8 protein-coding genes are annotated in these 17,624 nt (G+C 70.7%); 5 read left to right on the top strand and 3 right to left on the bottom strand.

From position 1 onward, the window contains the following. Positions 1-330: 330 nt before the first annotated feature. Positions 331-2,967, bottom strand: coding sequence for a glycosyltransferase family 1 protein (locus ACZ9QC_RS12210; RefSeq protein ID WP_472920175.1), 2,637 nt, complete (start codon positions 2,965-2,967; stop codon positions 331-333). A gap of 345 nt (positions 2,968-3,312) precedes the next feature. On the opposite strand from ACZ9QC_RS12210, the gene ACZ9QC_RS12215 reads away from it, so the two are divergent. The 5 genes from ACZ9QC_RS12215 (at position 3,313) to glgB (ending at position 13,291) form a co-directional block, all read left to right on the top strand. Further along, positions 3,313-4,524, top strand: coding sequence for a S8 family peptidase (locus ACZ9QC_RS12215; protein ID WP_472920176.1), 1,212 nt, complete (start codon positions 3,313-3,315; stop codon positions 4,522-4,524). A 229-nt stretch (positions 4,525-4,753) separates the two neighbouring features. After that, the gene (locus ACZ9QC_RS12220) at positions 4,754-6,892 is read left to right on the top strand and encodes an alpha-1,4-glucan--maltose-1-phosphate maltosyltransferase (RefSeq protein ID WP_472920177.1); all 2,139 of its coding nucleotides are present in this window, start codon (positions 4,754-4,756) and stop codon (positions 6,890-6,892) included. Further along, the gene (treS, locus tag ACZ9QC_RS12225) at positions 6,889-8,589 is read left to right on the top strand and encodes a maltose alpha-D-glucosyltransferase (RefSeq protein WP_472920178.1); all 1,701 of its coding nucleotides are present in this window, start codon (positions 6,889-6,891) and stop codon (positions 8,587-8,589) included. The genes ACZ9QC_RS12220 and treS overlap by 4 nt, the downstream gene beginning before the upstream one ends. 93 nt (positions 8,590-8,682) lie before the next feature. Further along, positions 8,683-10,161 carry a maltokinase N-terminal cap-like domain-containing protein gene (locus tag ACZ9QC_RS12230; protein ID WP_472920179.1) on the top strand — a complete coding sequence of 493 codons (1,479 nt, stop codon included), beginning with the start codon at positions 8,683-8,685 and terminating at the stop codon, positions 10,159-10,161. A 28-nt stretch (positions 10,162-10,189) separates the two neighbouring features. Next, positions 10,190-13,291, top strand: coding sequence for a 1,4-alpha-glucan branching enzyme (glgB, locus tag ACZ9QC_RS12235; protein WP_472920180.1), 3,102 nt, complete (start codon positions 10,190-10,192; stop codon positions 13,289-13,291). 327 nt (positions 13,292-13,618) lie between these two features. Here the strand turns inward: glgB and ACZ9QC_RS12240 are convergent, their stop codons facing one another. Both ACZ9QC_RS12240 and ACZ9QC_RS12245 read right to left on the bottom strand, forming a co-directional pair. Further along, on the bottom strand, positions 13,619-15,058 hold the full coding sequence (locus ACZ9QC_RS12240; protein ID WP_472920181.1) for a cytochrome P450 family protein: 1,440 nt from the start codon (positions 15,056-15,058) through the stop codon (positions 13,619-13,621). 143 nt (positions 15,059-15,201) lie between these two features. Continuing rightward, on the bottom strand, positions 15,202-17,451 hold the full coding sequence (locus ACZ9QC_RS12245; RefSeq protein WP_472920182.1) for a HelD family protein: 2,250 nt from the start codon (positions 17,449-17,451) through the stop codon (positions 15,202-15,204). Positions 17,452-17,624 lie beyond the last annotated feature (173 nt).

The raw sequence follows: 17,624 nt of genomic DNA on the forward strand, positions 1-17,624 counted from the left end.
ACCCTCATCGCCGCTCACTGCCAGCGACAAGAGCCGGTAGCCGATCGAACAGATCACGCCACTCGCAACGACCACCCGAGCAAACACTCATCCGGCAACCAATGGACAGACACCTACCACTCGAGCAGGCTCGTTGATCTTCAACAACCCGCATGGGGCAGGAACGCCGTGAGCGCGAGATTTCGCCAAGCATCCATTGAAGACAGTCTGTGATCGGCCGGCGTCCCCTACCGACCGTAACCAGCTGCCCTCGGCCTCAGCGACACGATTTCAGTCGCTTCGCCGCCGGGCAGCGGGCGAGGTGAGCGGCGCGCACCCCGCCCGCACGGGTCACCGCATCAGCACCCCCGCCCCCTCCCCCAGTTCCTCCGAAGGCGCCACCACCAGCCCCAGTTCGGCGGCCGAGGCCAGCAGGCGGTGGGTCGGCAGGATGCGGACCGTGTAGCCGAAGGAGCCCGTGCGGTCCAGGGCGAGCGGGCCTTCGTAGACCCAGCGGCCCTCGTCGTCGGGGCCGCTCGCCGGCTTCAGCGGGACGCAACTGGCGTCGGTGATGCGGTCGTCGGTGTCCACGCGCCCGGAGACCGCCTGGACCTCGACGTCGTCCGGGCCCAGGTCGCCCAGGCCGACCCGGACGCGCAGCACCAGCGTCGCGCCCAGCTCGGCGGCCGTGCTGAGCGGGGCCGCCGAGGTCTCCACGTGGTCCACGCTCACCCGGTGCCAGGCGCCCCGCACCCGTCCCTTCCACGCGGACAGTTCGCGGGCCGTGTCCGGGGTCAGCGACCGGTGGGCGCGGGCGGCCGGGGTGTAGAGGCGGTCGACGTACTCCCGGACCATCCGCCCCGCCAGCACCTTCGGCCCGAGGTGGGTGAGCGTCTCGCGGACCATCTCGATCCAGCGGTCGGGCAGCCCGCCGGGCCCGCGCTCGTAGAAGCGGGGGGCGACCCGCCGTTCCAGCAGGTCGTAGAGGGCGGCCGCCTCCACGTCGTCCCGGCGGTCCTGGTCCTCCTCGGACGCCGTGCCGTCCGCCGTCGGGATCGCCCAGCCGAAGTCCGGCCGGAACCACTCGTCCCACCAGCCGTCCAGGACGGAGAGATTGAGACAGCCGTTGAGCGCGGCCTTCATGCCGGACGTGCCGCACGCCTCCAGCGGGCGCAGCGGGTTGTTCAGCCACACGTCGCAGCCCGGGTACAGCTTCTGCGCCATCGCCATGCCGTAGTCGGGCAGGAACACGATCCGGTGGCGGACGCGCGGATCGTCGGCGAACCGCACCAGCTCCTGGATCAGGCGCTTTCCGCCGTCGTCGGCCGGGTGCGCCTTGCCCGCGACCACGATCTGGATCGGGTGTTCCGGGTGGAGCAGCAGCTCCATGAGGCGGTCCTGGTCGCGCAGCATCAGCGTCAGACGCTTGTACGAAGGGACGCGGCGGGCGAAGCCGATCGTCAGGACGTCCGGGTCGAGGACACCCTCGATCCAGCCGAGTTCGGCCGTGCCGGCACCACGCTGCCGCCAGGAGGCGTACAGGCGTTGCCGTACCTCGACGACGAGCTGTTCACGCAGGTCACGGCGCAGGTCCCAGATGTCCTGGTCGGGGATGTCACCCACGGCGTCCCAGCGTTCGGAGCCGCCGACGGTCATGGCGTCCTCGGTCCGTTCGGCGCCGATCTGGCGGGAGCCGAGCCGGAAGACCTCCGGGGCCACCCAGGTCGGGGCGTGCACGCCGTTGGTGACCGAGGTGATCGGGACCTCGTCCGGGTCGAAGCCCGGCCACAGCCCGGAGAACATCTCCCGGCTGACCTGTCCGTGCAGCAGCGAGACCCCGTTGGCGCGCTGGGCGAGCCGGAGCCCCATCACCGCCATGTTGAAGACGTTCGGGTCGCCGCCCTGGTACGTCTCCATGCCGAGCCCCAGGATGCGGCCCACGTCGATGCGCGGCAGTTCGGCGTCGGGGCCGAAGTGGCGGGCGACCAGTTCACGGTCGAAGCGGTCGATGCCGGCCGGGACGGGGGTGTGTGTGGTGAAGACGGTGCCGGAGCGGACCGCCTCCAGACCGGCGTCGAAGTCGAGCCCCTCGTCGCCGAGTTCGGCGATGCGTTCCAGGCCGAGGAACCCGGCGTGGCCCTCGTTGGTGTGGAAGACCTCGGGCCCGGCGTGGCCGGTGAGCCGGCAGTACGTGCGCACCGCCCGGACACCTCCTATGCCGAGCAGCATCTCCTGCAGGAGCCGGTGTTCGCTGCCGCCGCCGTAGAGCCGGTCGGTGACCCCGCGTTCGCCGAGGTCGTTCTCCTCGACGTCCGAGTCGAGGAGCAGCAGCGGCACCCGGCCCACCTGGGCCTCCCAGATCCGGGCGTGCAGCCGGCGGCCGCCGGGGAGCGCGAGGCCGACCCGGGCGTGGGTGCCGTCGGCCTCCTGCAGCGGCACCAGGGGCAGTTCGTTCGGGTCGAGCACCGGATAGTGCTCCTGCTGCCAGCCGTCCCGGGACAGGGACTGCCGGAAGTAGCCGTGCCGGTAGAGCAGGCCGACGCCGATCAGCGGGACACCGAGGTCGCTGGCCGCCTTCAGATGGTCGCCGGCGAGGATGCCGAGGCCGCCGGAGTACTGCGGCAGCGCGGCCGTGATCCCGAACTCGGGCGAGAAGTAGGCGATGGCGGCGGGGAGTTCTGAATGCTGCGCCTGTCCCTGGTACCAGCGGTCGCCGGTGACGTAGTCACGCAGTTCGTCGGCGGCGGCGGTCAGCCGGCGCAGGAACCGCCGGTCCTCGGCGAGCTCTGCCATGCGCCGTACGGAGACGGAGCCGAGGAGTCGTACAGGGTCACCGCCGGAGGCGGCCCAGCGCTCGGGATCGACCGACTGGAAGAGGTCACGGGTCTCCGGGTGCCAGGACCAGCGCAGATTGCGCGCCAGTTCGCTGAGCGGATGGAGGGCTTCGGGCAGGACGGGTCGGACGGTGAATCTGCGGATGGCCTTCACAGAGGATTCCACCTTCGCGCCAGGACGTACGGGCCGGGGGACGCACTCCGCTGTGCGCCGTTCGTCACCCCCCGACGGTAGCGGCGCGGGGGCCGTGGCAACTACGGCGCGTCCCTCCGTATGCAATTACGGCGCATCCGTACCCCGGCCGCCCGGCGGGGCAGTCCGCCCCGGCCCGTTCAGTCCTGAATTCGCCGCAACCCGTCAGCAACGTCCACATGTACCCCACAGGTGATATTGGCTGATTCCACCCCTCTGCGCGGCCTTGTGGCGCTTCACCCCGCACGAGAGGCTTCCGGTGGACCCCGGTGCGGGAGCGCCGGGCCGAGGAGGGGGTTCTCAGACATGCGCCAGCCGGCAGAGACGAGAAACAGGGGTGCGCGCCGGGCGGGTGGGCTCACGGCGGTGATGACGGCCGCGGTGCTTTCGGCCATCACCCTGCCCGCGCACGCCGCACCGGAGGGGTTCGTCCACGGCGCCGGTGGCCCCGGCTCCGTCAACGGCAGTTACATCGTCACCCTCGAACCGGGAACGAGGGCCCCGTCGACGGCGGGACAGGACATAGCGTCGAAGTACGGGGCGAAAATACGCCACATGTACGGCAGCGCGCTGAACGGCTACTCCGTGACGGTCGGTGAGGAACAGGCGAGGCGGCTCGCGGCGGACCCGCGGGTGGCGTCGGTCGTCCAGGACACGAAGGTCGCCTACACCGGCCGCCTGCCCGACCCGCCGTCGTGGGGCCTGGACCGCGTCGACCAGCCGAGCCTGCCGCTCGACAAGAGCTACACCTGGCCGGAGTCGGCGGGCCGGGGCGTCACCGTGTACGTGATCGACACCGGCGTACGGATCACCCACAAGGACTTCGGCGGACGGGCGAGCAACGGCTGGGACTTCGTGCAGAACGACCGCACGGCCCAGGACGGCAACGGCCACGGCACCCATGTCGCGGGCACCGTCGCCGGCACCGCGTACGGGGTCGCGAAGAAGGCCAAGGTCGTCGCCGTCCGCGTGCTCGACAACGCGGGCGGGGGCACGACCGCCCAGGTCATCGCGGGTGTCGACTGGGTCACCGAGCACGCGAGGAAGCCGGCCGTGGCCAATATGAGCCTCGCCGGTCTCGGCAACACCCAACTCGACGAGGCCGTGCGCAACTCCATCGCCTCCGGGGTCACCTACACGGTGGCCGCGGGCAACGACGGACAGGCCGCGGGCCTCTACTCGCCCGCCCGTGTCAAGCAGGCGATCACGGTCGGCGCCACCGACCGGAAGGACGTCCGCGCCGACTTCTCGAACTGGGGCCCGAGCCTCGACCTGTTCGCGCCCGGCCGGTCGATCACCTCCGCCTCGCACCGGAGCGACACCGCGCGGGCGACCCACTCCGGTACGTCCATGGCCGCGCCGCACGCCGCGGGCGCGGCGGCCCTGTATCTGGCCGACCGTCCACGGGCCGCTCCGGCGGAGGTGGCCAAGGCGTTGGTCAAGCGTGCGGTTTCGGGCAAGGTCAAGGACAGATATCCGGGTTCCCCGAACAGGCTTCTTCTCGTCGACCACATGTAGGAGCCCGTAACACCACAGGTGAACGGCTCTTTACCGAGAGCGACTAGAGTGACCGGCCTCGACCCCTTCGGACGAGGCCGGTCTTGTGTGTAGACATACGCGTGAGTAGTTAACAAAGTGCCGGAATGCCCACCCGCACTGTGTGGGAAGGCTCCACCGGTACGTCCCGCTGGCCCCACCTCCCCACACCCTCATCCGCCCACCCACGTTGACGCGGACAGGAGCGGTCATGCCCGCCACGCACCACTCGTCAGCACCCCCGACGACCAGTACCACCCCCGCCCCACCCGACAGCACCGCCGCACGCCCCGCACGCCGGGCGCGCACCGGCCCGCCCGCGCCCTCCTCGGTGCCTCCAACACCCCCGGAGATTCTGGGCGCTCCCACCGTCGGACGGATACCGGTCCTCGATGTGCGGCCGACCGTCCACCACGGCCGCCGACCGGCGAAGGCCGTCGTGGGCGAGGCCTTCGAGGTCTCGGCCGTGGTCATCCGGGAGGGCCACGACGCGGTGGCCGCCAATGTCGTGCTCCGGAACCCGGAGGGCCGCCCGGCCGGGTGGACCCCGATGCGCGAACTGGCCCCCGGCACCGACCGCTGGGGCGCCACCGTCTCCGTACCGAGCGAGGGCCTGTGGTCCTACGCCGTGGAGGGCTGGGGCGACCCGGTCACCACCTGGCGCCATCACGCCCGCATCAAGGTCCCGGCCGGCATCGACACCGAGCTGGTGCTGGAGGAGGGCGCGCGTCTCCACGAACGCGCCGCCGACGGGGTTCCCCAGGGCAAGAGCGGTCGGGGAACCCTCCTGGCCGCCGTGGACGCGCTCCGCGACACCGCCCGTCCCGTCGCGGCCCGGCTGGCGGCGGCGTTGGCGCCGGAGGTGGACGAGGTCCTGGCCCGGCATCCCTTGCGGGAACTGGTCACCTCCTCCGAACCGCTGCCCCTGCTGGTGGAACGCGAGCGGGCCCTGTTCGGCTCCTGGTACGAGTTCTTCCCCCGCTCCGAGGGCACCCCCGAGCAGCCCCACGGAACCTTCCGCACCGCGGCAAGGCGCCTGCCCGCCATCGCCGCCATGGGCTTCGACGTCGTCTACCTGCCCCCCATCCACCCCATCGGGACCACGTTCCGCAAGGGCCGCAACAACACCCTCTCCCCCACCCCCGACGACGTCGGCGTGCCCTGGGCCATCGGCTCCCCCGAAGGCGGCCACGACACCGTCCACCCCGGCCTCGGCACCCTCGACGACTTCGACTTCTTCGTCGCCGAAGCCCGGGCCCTGGGCATGGAGATCGCCCTGGACTTCGCCCTGCAGTGCTCCCCCGACCACCCCTGGGTCCACAAACACCCCGAGTGGTTCCACCACCGCCCCGACGGCACCATCGCCTACGCCGAGAACCCGCCCAAGAAGTACCAGGACATCTACCCCATCGCCTTCGACGCCGACATGCCCGGACTGATCACCGAGACCGTCCGGATCCTGCGGCACTGGATGGACCACGGGGTACGCATCTTCCGCGTCGACAACCCCCACACCAAACCGGTCGTCTTCTGGGAACAGGTCATCGCCCGGATCAACGCCACCGACCCCGACGTCATCTTCCTGGCCGAGGCCTTCACCCGCCCCGCGATGATGCACACCCTGGCCGCCACCGGCTTCCAGCAGTCCTACACCTACTTCACCTGGCGCAACACCAAAGCCGAGCTCACCGACTACGCCCGCGAACTCGCCGGCGAAGCCGCCGCCTACATGCGGCCCAACTTCTTCGTCAACACCCCCGACATCCTCCACGCCTTCCTCCAGGAAGGCGGCCGCCCCGCCTTCGAACTCCGCGCCGTCCTCGCCGCCACCCTCTCCCCCACCTGGGGCGTCTACTCCGGCTACGAACTCTGCGAGAACACCCCCCTCAAACCCGGCAGCGAGGAGTACCTCGACTCCGAGAAATACCAACTCCGCCCCCGCGACTGGGACGCAGCCGAACGCGACGGACGTACGATCGCACCACTGCTCGGCAAGCTCAACGAGATCAGGCGTCGGAGCCCGGCGCTGCGTCAGTTGCGGGATCTGCACTTCCACCACGCCGACCAGGAAGCGGTGATCGTCTACTCGAAGCGGGCGGGCTCGAACACGGTTCTGATGGTGGTCAACCTCGACCCCCACCACACCCAGGAGGCCACGGTCTCGTTGGACATGCCGCGACTCGGCCTGGACTGGCATGAGTCCGTGCTGGTGCGCGACGAGCTCACCGGCGAGGTCTACACCTGGGGCAGGAACAACTACGTACGTCTGGAACCGGGCCGCTCGCCCGCCCACGTACTGACCGTCCTGCGACCGTCCAACCCGCAGATCGGGGGGTCACCCACACAATGATCGTCAACGAGCCCGTTCCGGACACCTTCGAGGACACGCCGCAGAAGGACCGGGACCCGGACTGGTTCAAACGCGCCGTCTTCTACGAGGTCCTCGTCCGCTCCTTCCAGGACAGCAACGGCGACGGCATCGGCGACCTCAAGGGTCTGACCGCCAAACTCGACTACCTGCAGTGGCTGGGCATCGACTGCATCTGGCTCCCGCCGTTCTTCAAGTCCCCCCTGCGCGACGGCGGTTACGACGTCTCCGACTACACCGCCGTCCTCCCCGAATTCGGCGACCTCGCCGACTTCGTGGAATTCGTCGACGCCGCCCACCAGCGCGGCATGCGCGTCATCATCGACTTCGTCATGAACCACACCAGCGACCAGCACCCGTGGTTCCAGGAATCGAGGAAGGACCCCGACGGACCCTACGGCGACTACTACGTCTGGGCCGACGACGACAAACAGTTCCCCGGCGCCCGCATCATCTTCGTGGACACCGAAGCCTCCAACTGGACCTTCGACCCCGTCCGCAAGCAGTACTTCTGGCACCGCTTCTTCTCCCACCAGCCCGACCTCAACTACGAGAACCCGGCCGTGCAGGAGGAGATGATCTCGGCGCTGAGGTTCTGGCTGGACCTGGGCATCGACGGGTTCCGGCTGGACGCGGTGCCGTACCTGTACCAGCAGGAGGGCACCAACTGCGAAAACCTTCCCGCAACCCATGACTTCCTCAAGCGGGTGCGGAAGGAGATCGACGCGCACTACCCCGACACGGTCATCCTCGCGGAGGCGAACCAGTGGCCCGAGGACGTCGTCGACTACTTCGGTGACTTCGCCAGCGGCGGCGACGAATGCCACATGGCGTTCCACTTCCCCGTCATGCCCCGCATCTTCATGGCCGTACGACGCGAATCGCGCTACCCGGTCTCGGAAATCCTCGCCAAGACCCCCGCCATCCCCTCGAACTGCCAGTGGGGCATCTTCCTGCGGAACCACGACGAGCTCACCCTCGAAATGGTCACCGACGAGGAACGCGACTACATGTGGGCCGAATACGCCAAAGACCCCCGCATGCGCGCCAACATCGGCATCCGCCGCCGCCTCGCCCCCCTCCTGGACAACGACCGCAACCAGATCGAACTCTTCACCGCGCTCCTGCTGTCCCTGCCCGGCTCGCCGATCCTCTACTACGGCGACGAGATCGGCATGGGCGACAACATCTGGCTCGGCGACCGCGACGCCGTCCGCACCCCCATGCAGTGGACCCCCGACCGCAACGCCGGCTTCTCCTCCAGCGACCCCGGCCGCCTCTACCTGCCGACGATCATGGACCCGGTCTACGGCTACCAGGTCACCAACGTCGAGGCGTCCATGTCCTCACCGTCGTCCCTGCTGCACTGGACCCGCCGGATGATCGAGATCCGCAAACAGAACCCCGCGTTCGGCCTGGGCACCTACACCGAACTGCCCTCCTCCAACCCCTCCGTGCTCGCCTACCTCCGCGAGTACAAGGACGACCTGGTGCTGTGCGTGAACAACTTCTCCCGCTTCGCCCAGCCCACCGAGCTCGATCTGCGCGCCTACGAAGGACGCCACCCCGTCGAACTCATCGGCGGAGTCCGCTTCCCCGCCATCGGTGAACTGCCCTACCTCCTCACCCTCGCGGGCCACGGCTTCTACTGGTTCCGGCTACGGAAAGACGCCGTGTAAACCCGACCGGAACCCCGGGCGGGCCGGTTTCCCCCGGCCCGCCCGGGGCACGCAGACAGGAACACCCCGCCCCCGGGGAAAGGACGCGATTCCATGTCGGAAGCCGCTTCGCACTCCACCGCGACAAGTCCCGCGCCACCGTCCCCCACAGAACCGACAGCCGGGCTGCTCACCTCCCTGGAGCCCCTGCTGCGCGAGTGGCTGCCGCGGCAGCGCTGGTTCGCGGGGAAAGGGCGACCGGTCACCGGGTTCAGCCTGGTGGCGGCGACGGAACTGCTGCCGGTGGGCACCCCTGCGGCAGGCGGGTCCGGCGGGTCCAAGGCGGGGCTGCTGCATCTCCTCGTCCGCGCGCATCAGCCGCTGGTGCCGTCCCAGGGAGCCGCGACGCACCCCGGTGACTGCTACCAACTGCTGCTCGGCGTACGCAAGACACTGCCGCCCCGGCTGGCGCCCGCGCTGATCGGGCATGTGACGGAGGGGCCACTGGCGGGCCGGACGGTGTACGAGGCGCTGCACGACCCCCGTCTCGCCGATGTCCTCCTGGAGGCGCTGCGCACCCAGGCCCGCGTCGGCGAGCTGCGCTGCGGACGGGACACGCGCCATGACATCCCCGAGGGCCTGGTGCCGCGTCTGGCCACCGCCGAGCAGTCCAATTCCTCGCTCGTCTACGGCGATACGTTCATCCTGAAGCTGTTCCGCCGGGTCGTGCCCGGGGACAACCCCGACCTCGAACTGCCGCTGGCCCTCTCCCAGGAGGGCTGCCCCCGGGTACCGGCCCCGGTGGCCTGGATGGTGGCGGACCTGGGCCGCTCCGGCGACCCCGACGGCCATCATGTCCTGGGCGTCCTGCAACCGTTCCTGCACGGGGCGGCGGACGGCTGGGAACTGGCGCTGAGCATGCTGTCCAAGGGCGAGGACTTCACCGCCGAGGCACGGGCGCTGGGGCGGGCCACCGCCGAGGTGCACACCGCGCTGACCAGCGCCCTGCCCACCGTCACCCTGGGCCGGGCCCAACTGGAGGCGCTGGTCGAGGGGATGACCGAGCGACTGGAGGCCGCCGCGCAGGCCGTCCCCGCGCTGCGGCCGTACGCGCCCGGTCTGCGCACGGCCTTCGCGGCGCTGGCCGACCTGGCCGCGGAGGGGCACACGTGGACGGCGCAGCGCATCCATGGCGACCTGCACCTCGGGCAGTGTCTGCGTGCGCCGTCCGGGGAGTGGTCGCTCATAGATTTCGAGGGTGAGCCGTCGAAGCCGCTGGCCGAGCGGCGGATGCCGCAGCCCGTCGCCCGCGACATCGCCGGCATACTCCGCTCCTTCGACTACGCGGCGCACTCCCTGCAGCCCCCGGCCGCCGACTGGGCGACCGCCTGCCGGGCCGCGTACTGCTCCGGGTACGCGGAGGTCGCCGGGGTCGATCCGCGGACCGATCCCGTGCTGCTGCGCGCGTACGAGACCGACAAGGCCGTGTACGAGGTCCTCTACGAGGCCCGCCACCGTCCCGACTGGCTCCCGGTACCCCTGGCCGCGGTCCGCCGCCTGGCTACGGACCCCTGCACCGACACCACCCCCTGACACCACCCCTCCCGAGGAGACCGTCCCTGTGACTCCCCGCCCGCCGTCCGACGACAGCACGCAGCCCCCCGCCGCCGGGGCCGAGGTACCGGCCCCGGTGAAGAAGACCGCCGCGAAGAAGACGGCCACGACGACGAAGAAGACGGCCGCGAAGAAGACGGCAGCGGCGGCGAAGACCGTCGCCAAGAAGGCGACGGCGACGAAGACGACGGCCAAGAAAGCGGCGGCGAAGAAGACGGCGACGAAGACCGCGACGAAGACGGCGGCGAAGAAAACGGCGGAGGACGCGGTCGCGGCCGCGGAGGCCGCCACCACGACCGCCGCAGCCACGGAGGCGCCGGCCAAGCAGGCGGTGGCGAAAAAGGCCCCGGCCGCGAAGAAGGCCGTGGCGAAGAAAGCTCCGGCCGCGAAGAAGACCGCCACCAAGAAGGCCGTGGCCAAGAAGCCGGTCGCGAAGAAGACCACCGCCAAGACCACCACGGCCGGCAAAGCCGCCCCCGTCGGCACCGCCACCGCCGGTGATGTTGCCGCGGGAGCCGTGGCCGCCGAAGACGTCGCCAGGAAGGCCGTAGCCAAAAAGGCAGCCACCAAGAAAGCCGTGGCCAAGAAGCCGGCCACGAAGAAGACCACCGCCAAGAAGGCGGTCGCGAAGGCGGCGGGCGCGAGGAAGGCCGTGGCCGCCGCTCCCGAGTCGGCCGTGGTCGAGCCGTCCGCTGCCGTGTCGGTGCTGGCCGGGTCGGCCACTCCCCCCGGGGCGACCGTTCCCCACCAGGCCACCTCCGAGCCGGGCGGAGCCGATCCGCTGGTCCCGAGGCAGGCCACCGCCGAGCCGGTGCTCGGCGAGGCCGACGGAGTCGACGGAGGCGACGGAGGCGACGGAGGCACGGTTGCCGCACCGGTCGGCGGCGAGGCCCCCGGGGCCCCCCTCGCCCAGCCCGCCTTCTCCCCCGCGATGGACGGCGGTGACCGGGAGCGGCTGCTGGCCGGTACGCACCATGAGCCGCACGCCGTGCTCGGAGCCCATCCCGCGCCCGGTGGTGTCGTGTTCCGGGCGTTCCGGCCGTACGCCCTCGGCGTGTGCGTGGTCGTGGGGTCGCTGCGGGCGGAGCTGCACGACGACGGAGGCGGCTTCTTCTCGGCGCTGCTGCCACTGCGGGAGGTCCCGGAGGCGTACCGGCTGCTCGTGTCGTACGAGGGGACGGAGCAGGAGACCGAGGACGCGTACCGTTTCCTGCCCGCGATCGGTGAGCTGGACCTGTATCTCATCGGTGAGGGCCGGCACGAGCAGCTGTGGCGCGCGCTCGGTGCCGAGCCGATGACCCATCAGGGCGTCACCGGCACCCGCTTCACCGTGTGGGCCCCGAACGCGCGCGGGGTACGCGTGGCCGGCACCTTCAACTTCTGGGACGGCTCGGGCTTCCCGATGCGTGCGCTCGGCTCCTCGGGCGTGTGGGAGCTGTTCGTGCCCGGGATCGGCGAGGGTGAGCTGTACAAGTTCGAGATCACCCGGCCGGACGGTTCCCGGACGCTCAGGGCCGACCCGCTGGCCCGCCGTACGGAGGTCCCGCCCGCCACGTCGTCCGTCGTGTACGCCTCGCACTACGAGTGGGGCGACGAGGAGTGGCTGGCGAAGCGTGCCGAGACCCCCGCGCACGAGGCGCCGTTCTCGGTCTACGAGGTCCATCTGCCGTCCTGGCGACCCGGACTGACGTACCGTCAACTCGCCGAACAGCTCCCGGCGTACGTCTCCGACCTCGGCTTCACGCACGTCGAACTGCTGCCGGTCGCCGAGCATCCCTTCGGCGGTTCCTGGGGCTACCAGGTCACCGGCTTCTACGCCCCGACGGCCCGCCTCGGCACCCCGGACGACTTCAAGTACCTGGTGGATGCCCTGCACCGGGCCGGGATCGGGGTGCTGATGGACTGGGTGCCGGCCCATTTCCCGCGCGACGACTGGGCGTTGGCGGAGTTCGACGGACGTCCGCTGTACGAGCACGGGGACCCGGCGCGGGCGGCGCACCCCGACTGGGGGACGCTGGAGTTCGACTACGGCCGCCGCGAGGTGCGCAACTTCCTGGTGGCGAACGCCGTCCACTGGTGCGAGGAGTACCACATCGACGGGCTCCGAGTGGATGCCGTCGCGTCGATGCTGTACCTCGACTATTCGCGCGAGCCGGGTCAGTGGACGCCGAACGAGCACGGCGGCCGGGAGAACCTGGACGCGGTCGCCTTCCTCCAGGAGATGAACGCGACCGTGTACCGGCGGGTGCCGGGTGTCGTGACGATCGCCGAGGAGTCCACGGCCTGGGACGGGGTCACGCGTGCCACCCACCACACGGGTCCGGGCGGCTTCGGAGGGCTCGGCTTCGGCCTGAAGTGGAACATGGGCTGGATGCACGACTCCCTGGACTACATGGCCAAGGACCCGATCCACCGCAAGCACCACCACCACGAGATGACCTTCTCGATGGTGTACGCGTACAGCGAGAACTACGTCCTGCCCATCTCGCACGACGAGGTCGTGCACGGCAAGGGCTCACTGGTGTCGAAGATGCCGGGCGACTGGTGGCAGCAGCGCGCCAACCACCGCGCGTACCTGGGCTTCATGTGGGCCCACCCCGGCAAGCAACTCCTCTTCATGGGGCAGGAGTTCGCCCAGGGCGCGGAGTGGTCGGAGGCGCACGGGCCGGACTGGTGGCTGCTCGATCCCGCGTACGGCGCGGAGGCGGACCACCGGGGGGTGCGGGACCTCGTCCGTGATCTCAACGCCGTGTACCGGCGCACCCCCGCGCTCTGGGAGCAGGACACCCGGCCGGCGGGCTTCTCCTGGATCACGGGGGACTCGGCGGACGACAACGTCCTCGCGTTCCTGCGGTTCGCCGAGGACGGGAGTCCGTTGCTGGCGGTCTCCAACTTCTCGCCGGTGGTGCGCGAGGACTACCGCCTCGGGGTGCCGGACGATGTCTCGGCGTGGCGCGAGCTGCTCAACACGGACGCGGGTGTGTACGGCGGGACGGATGTCACGGCGTCGGACCCGGTGAAGCCGGAGCCCCACCCCTGGCACGGTCGGCCCGCCAGCATCCGTGTCACGCTCCCGCCCCTGACCACCCTCTGGCTCCGCCCGGCCTGACCTCCCTCGCCCCCGCCGCCCCTACCCGTCCCATCCCAGGGGCCTGCACCCCTTCGACCCCCAGGGTGCGTTGTTCGGGTGCGGGTCCGGTGGGGGGCTGGTCGCGCAGTTCCCCGCGCTCCTGGAAAAAGCGGGGCTGCGCCCCGGCTTTTTCCAGGCCCGCAGGGCCTGGAGCTCTTAGGGGCGCGGGGAACTGCGCGACCAGCCCCCACCGGACCGACACGTACCCACCCACCCCGCGCGGAGCGCGAGAGGGGGTCCCAGGGGCGCAGCCCCTGGGATGGGACGGGTAGGGGCGGCGGGGGCTACACCCTTGGCTGACAGGTGTCAGCCGCCTCTCCTCCCACCCGGCATCATCCGCCGCAACGCCCCCAACAACCCCCGGCCACCCGCCCGATCCACCCCCGGCTCGACAGCAGCCTCCACCGGCGCGACCGGCGGCACCGGCCCATCACCCCGCCGCTCCCCCATCCCCCGCACCGAACTGTGCGCCGCCAACTCATAACGCACCGGCAACAACTTCAACCCCCGAACCACAGGCCCCGACCGCCACGGCAACTGATCCGGCGGCAGCGTCAGCTCCGCCCGGCCGAAGTGCTCGAAGATCCTCCCCACCGCGGTCGTGACGATCGTCCCCGCCAACTCCCGCGCGGCACTGGGACACTGATGCGGGCCGGCCCCCCACGCCAGATGCGCCCGCGTACTGACGGCGGAGTCGACGAGGTGCGAGGACCCGATGCTCAGCAGATCCCGGTGCGCGGCGGCGACGGACGGCGACACGATGTCCCCGGCCCGGATCAGGAAGTTCCCGAGCCGCACATCACGCGCCGCGAACCGGAAGCACAGATTGGCCGTCGGCGGATTCACCAGCGCGGCCCGGTTCACGGTCTCCCCGAGCTGCCCGTTGGACAGGCTCCGCCGCACGGTCGCGTTCCCCCGCAGCACCTCCAGCAGCGTGTTGCAGACCATGTTCCCGGTGATGTCGTTGAGGTAGACCGCGTTCATGAACAGCTCACGGCCGAGCTGCTCGTCGCTGAGCGACGGATCGGACAGCAGCATGTAGGAGGTCAGGTCCTCCCCGGGGCGGGACCGCCGGTGCGCGGCCAGCCGGGTCATCGCCCCCAGCGCCCGCCCGGTCGCCGGCCCCGCGTCCGGCCCGCCGTCCAGCATCCGCCACAGGTCCATGACCATCTCGTCGCCGAGTTCGACGGGACACCCGAACAGCTTGGTCGTCACCATGAGCAGCAACGGCCGGGTGTACTGAGCCGCGAGGTCGGCGAAGCCGGTGGTCCCGGACTCGGCGGCGAGCAAGGCGATCAGTTCGTCGGCGTAGCGCGCGACGGCCGCCCGCAGCTCCCAGCCCTCGGGCGAGTGCCCGTCCTGGAAGGGCCGCATCGCCGAGTGGTAGCTCTGCCGTGCGTGCCGGTGCTCCTCGTCGTCGAAGAACATGGTCTGCCGGACCTCGTACCCGGCGAGCAGCGGCCAGTCCGGCGGCAGCCGTCCCTCCGCGCGCGCCCGCCAGTGGCGTACGTCGCGCCGCCACACGCTCTCGTTGCGCAGGACCTCCAGCACCTCGCGGTAGTCGAGAACCAGCCACGCCGGCACTCCCATCAGCCCCACCGGTGCCACAGGGCCGTACGTGCTCCGCAGTCGCGCGTAGACACTGCCCGGATCCCGGTCGAACTCCGAGGTCAGCAACGGCTCCACGGCCAGCGATTCCAGGCCGGGGCCGCCGGCCGGAGCTGCCGCGAACGGATGTGTTTCCATGCCGACACGCATACCGCATGAACCATGTACGAGCAGTGACGATGACGCCAACTGTTACGGGTTGGTGATCCCCGATGCACCTGTGGTGACGGTGGCGGGGGTGCTGCCTGCCCGGTACCCGGCAGCCGGCACCCCCGCCCACTTCAAGCCAAGGCCGGCAACTTCTCCAGCGCCTTCGGCAGTTGTTCCGCGTGCACGACACCGAGCGCCTGTGTCGCACGTGTCAGCGCCACGTACAGATCGCTGGTGCCGAACCTCCCGGGTTCGACGACGAGGACGGAGTCGAACTCCAGGCCCTTGGCCTGCCGGGGGTCGAGGAGGACGACGGTCCGGGTCAGGTCGGGCTCCGCGCCCGCCGTCACGTCGTCCAGCCGGGTGGCCAGGGTCCGGTGCAGCTCACGCGGCGCGATCACGGCGAGGCGCCCTTCGGCGGGCGTGAGTTCGGCGACCGCCCTGGCCACCTCGGCGGACAGCTCGCCCCTCGCCGCGCGGCGCGCCCAGGGCCGTACGCCGGTGGACCGTACGGAGCTCGGCGGTTCGAAGTCCGGCCGCTCGGCGCGGACGACACCGGCCGCGACCGCCATGATCTCGGCGGGGGTGCGGTAGTTGACGCCGAGCCGGGTGTGCTCCCAGCGATCCTGGACGTACGGGGCGAGGATGTCGGCCCAGGAGCCGACGCCCGCGGCCTCGGCCGTCTGGGCGGGATCGCCGACCAGGGTCATGGAGCGGGTCGGCGAGCGGCGCATCAGCAGCCGCCAGGCCATCGGCGACAGCTCCTGCGCCTCGTCGACGATGATGTGCCCGAACGCCCAGGTCCGGTCGGCCGCCGCCCGCTCGGCGGCGCTGCGGTGGTCGTCCTCCTCGTGCCGCTCGGCGAACCGTTCGGCGTCGATGATGTCGTGGGCGGACAGCACCTCCGAACCGTCGCCGTCCGGATCGATGTCCTCCCTGTCCTCGAACTCGTACGTCCGGGAGGCGTAGGACACCTCCAGCACGCCCTGCGCGTAGGCGATCTGGGTCTCCCGCTCAAGCTCGGCACGGGCGCGGGCCAGGCGGTCGTCCTCGCCCAGCAGCTCGGCCGCCTCGTCGAGCAGCGGCACGTCGGCGACGGTCCACGCGCGCGTGACGGGACGGCGTACGGCGTCGGCCTCCTCCTTCGGCAGATACGCGTCCGGCTCGGCGAGGAAGTCGGCGATCAGCCGGCGCGGGGTGATCCGGGGCCAGAGCTGGTCGATGGCCCGCCAGACCTCGGGGTTCTCGGCCAACTCGTCGCGGATCTGGGTGATGTCACTGGCGTCGAGGAGGTTGGAGCCGTCGTAGGGGTCGGTGCCGATGCGTTCGGCGACCATCTCGGTGAGGGTGTTGAGGATGTAGCCCTCGAAGTGCTCGCGGGCCACGTTGTGCGGGAGCTTCGCCTCGCGGGTGCGCTCGCGGGCGACCCGTGCGAGGTCGTCGTCGAGCATGAGGATCTCCCGGTCGTGCTCGATGGCGAGCACCGGGTCGGGCAGCGCCTGCCGGTCCCGTACGACGGCCGCGAGGACGTCGGCCATGGCGGCGCTCCCCTTCACCCGTGCGGCCTCCGGGGTGTCGGTGGCGGTGGCCCGTACGCCGGGGAACAGTTCGCCGACCGTGGACAGCAGCACACCGGTCTCGCCCAGCGACGGCAGCACCTCGCCGATGTAGCCGAGGAAGGCCGGGTTGGGTCCGACGACGAGGACGGCGCGTTTGGCGAGCAGTTCGCGCTGCTCGTAGAGGAGGTACGCGGCGCGGTGCAGGGCGACGGCGGTCTTGCCGGTGCCGGGGCCGCCCTCCACGACCATCACCCCCTGGTGCGGGGCGCGGATGATGCGGTCCTGCTCGGCCTGGATGGTCTGCACGATGTCGCCCATGCGCCCCGTGCGGGCGGAGTTGAGGGCGGCCAGCAGGACGGCGTCACCGGTCGGGTCCTCGTACCCGGTGCGGGTCGCGTCGCCGAGGTCGAGGATCTCGTCGTGCAGGGCGGTGACCCTGCGGCCCTCGGTGGTGAGGTGCCGGCGGCGGCGCAGCCCCATCGGGGTGTGGCCGGTGGCGAGGTAGAAGGGGCGGGCGACATCGGCGCGCCAGTCGATCAGGATCGGGGTGCGCTCGGTGTCGTCCTCGCGCAGCCCGATGCGGCCGATGTGGTGGACGGCCCCGTCGGCGAGGTCGAGCCGGCCGAAGCAGAGCGACCCGTCGACGGCGTTCAGCGCGGCCAGCAGCCCCGAGCGCTCGGCGACCAGGATGTCCCGCTCCAGACGGGCCTGCATGGGTGTGTTGCCCTGGGCGAGCGCGTCCGTGAGGGAGCCCTCCGTCTCACCGCGCAGGGCGTCCACGCGGGCGTACAGCCCGTCGATGAATTCCTGCTCGCGCCGCAATTCATCGTGTGAATCATGCGAAAAGCCGGTGTTTGACAATTCCACTCCCGCCCGGATATACTGTGCTCACTGAACTTCTTTGCGACTCCATTCCCTCGAAGTCGCGAACTATTAAATATACGCAAGAAAAACCCCCGAGCGCAATTACGCTCGGGGGTTTTTCTTCTCTTACC

It is taken from the genome of Streptomyces sp. HUAS MS02 (assembly GCF_055702265.1).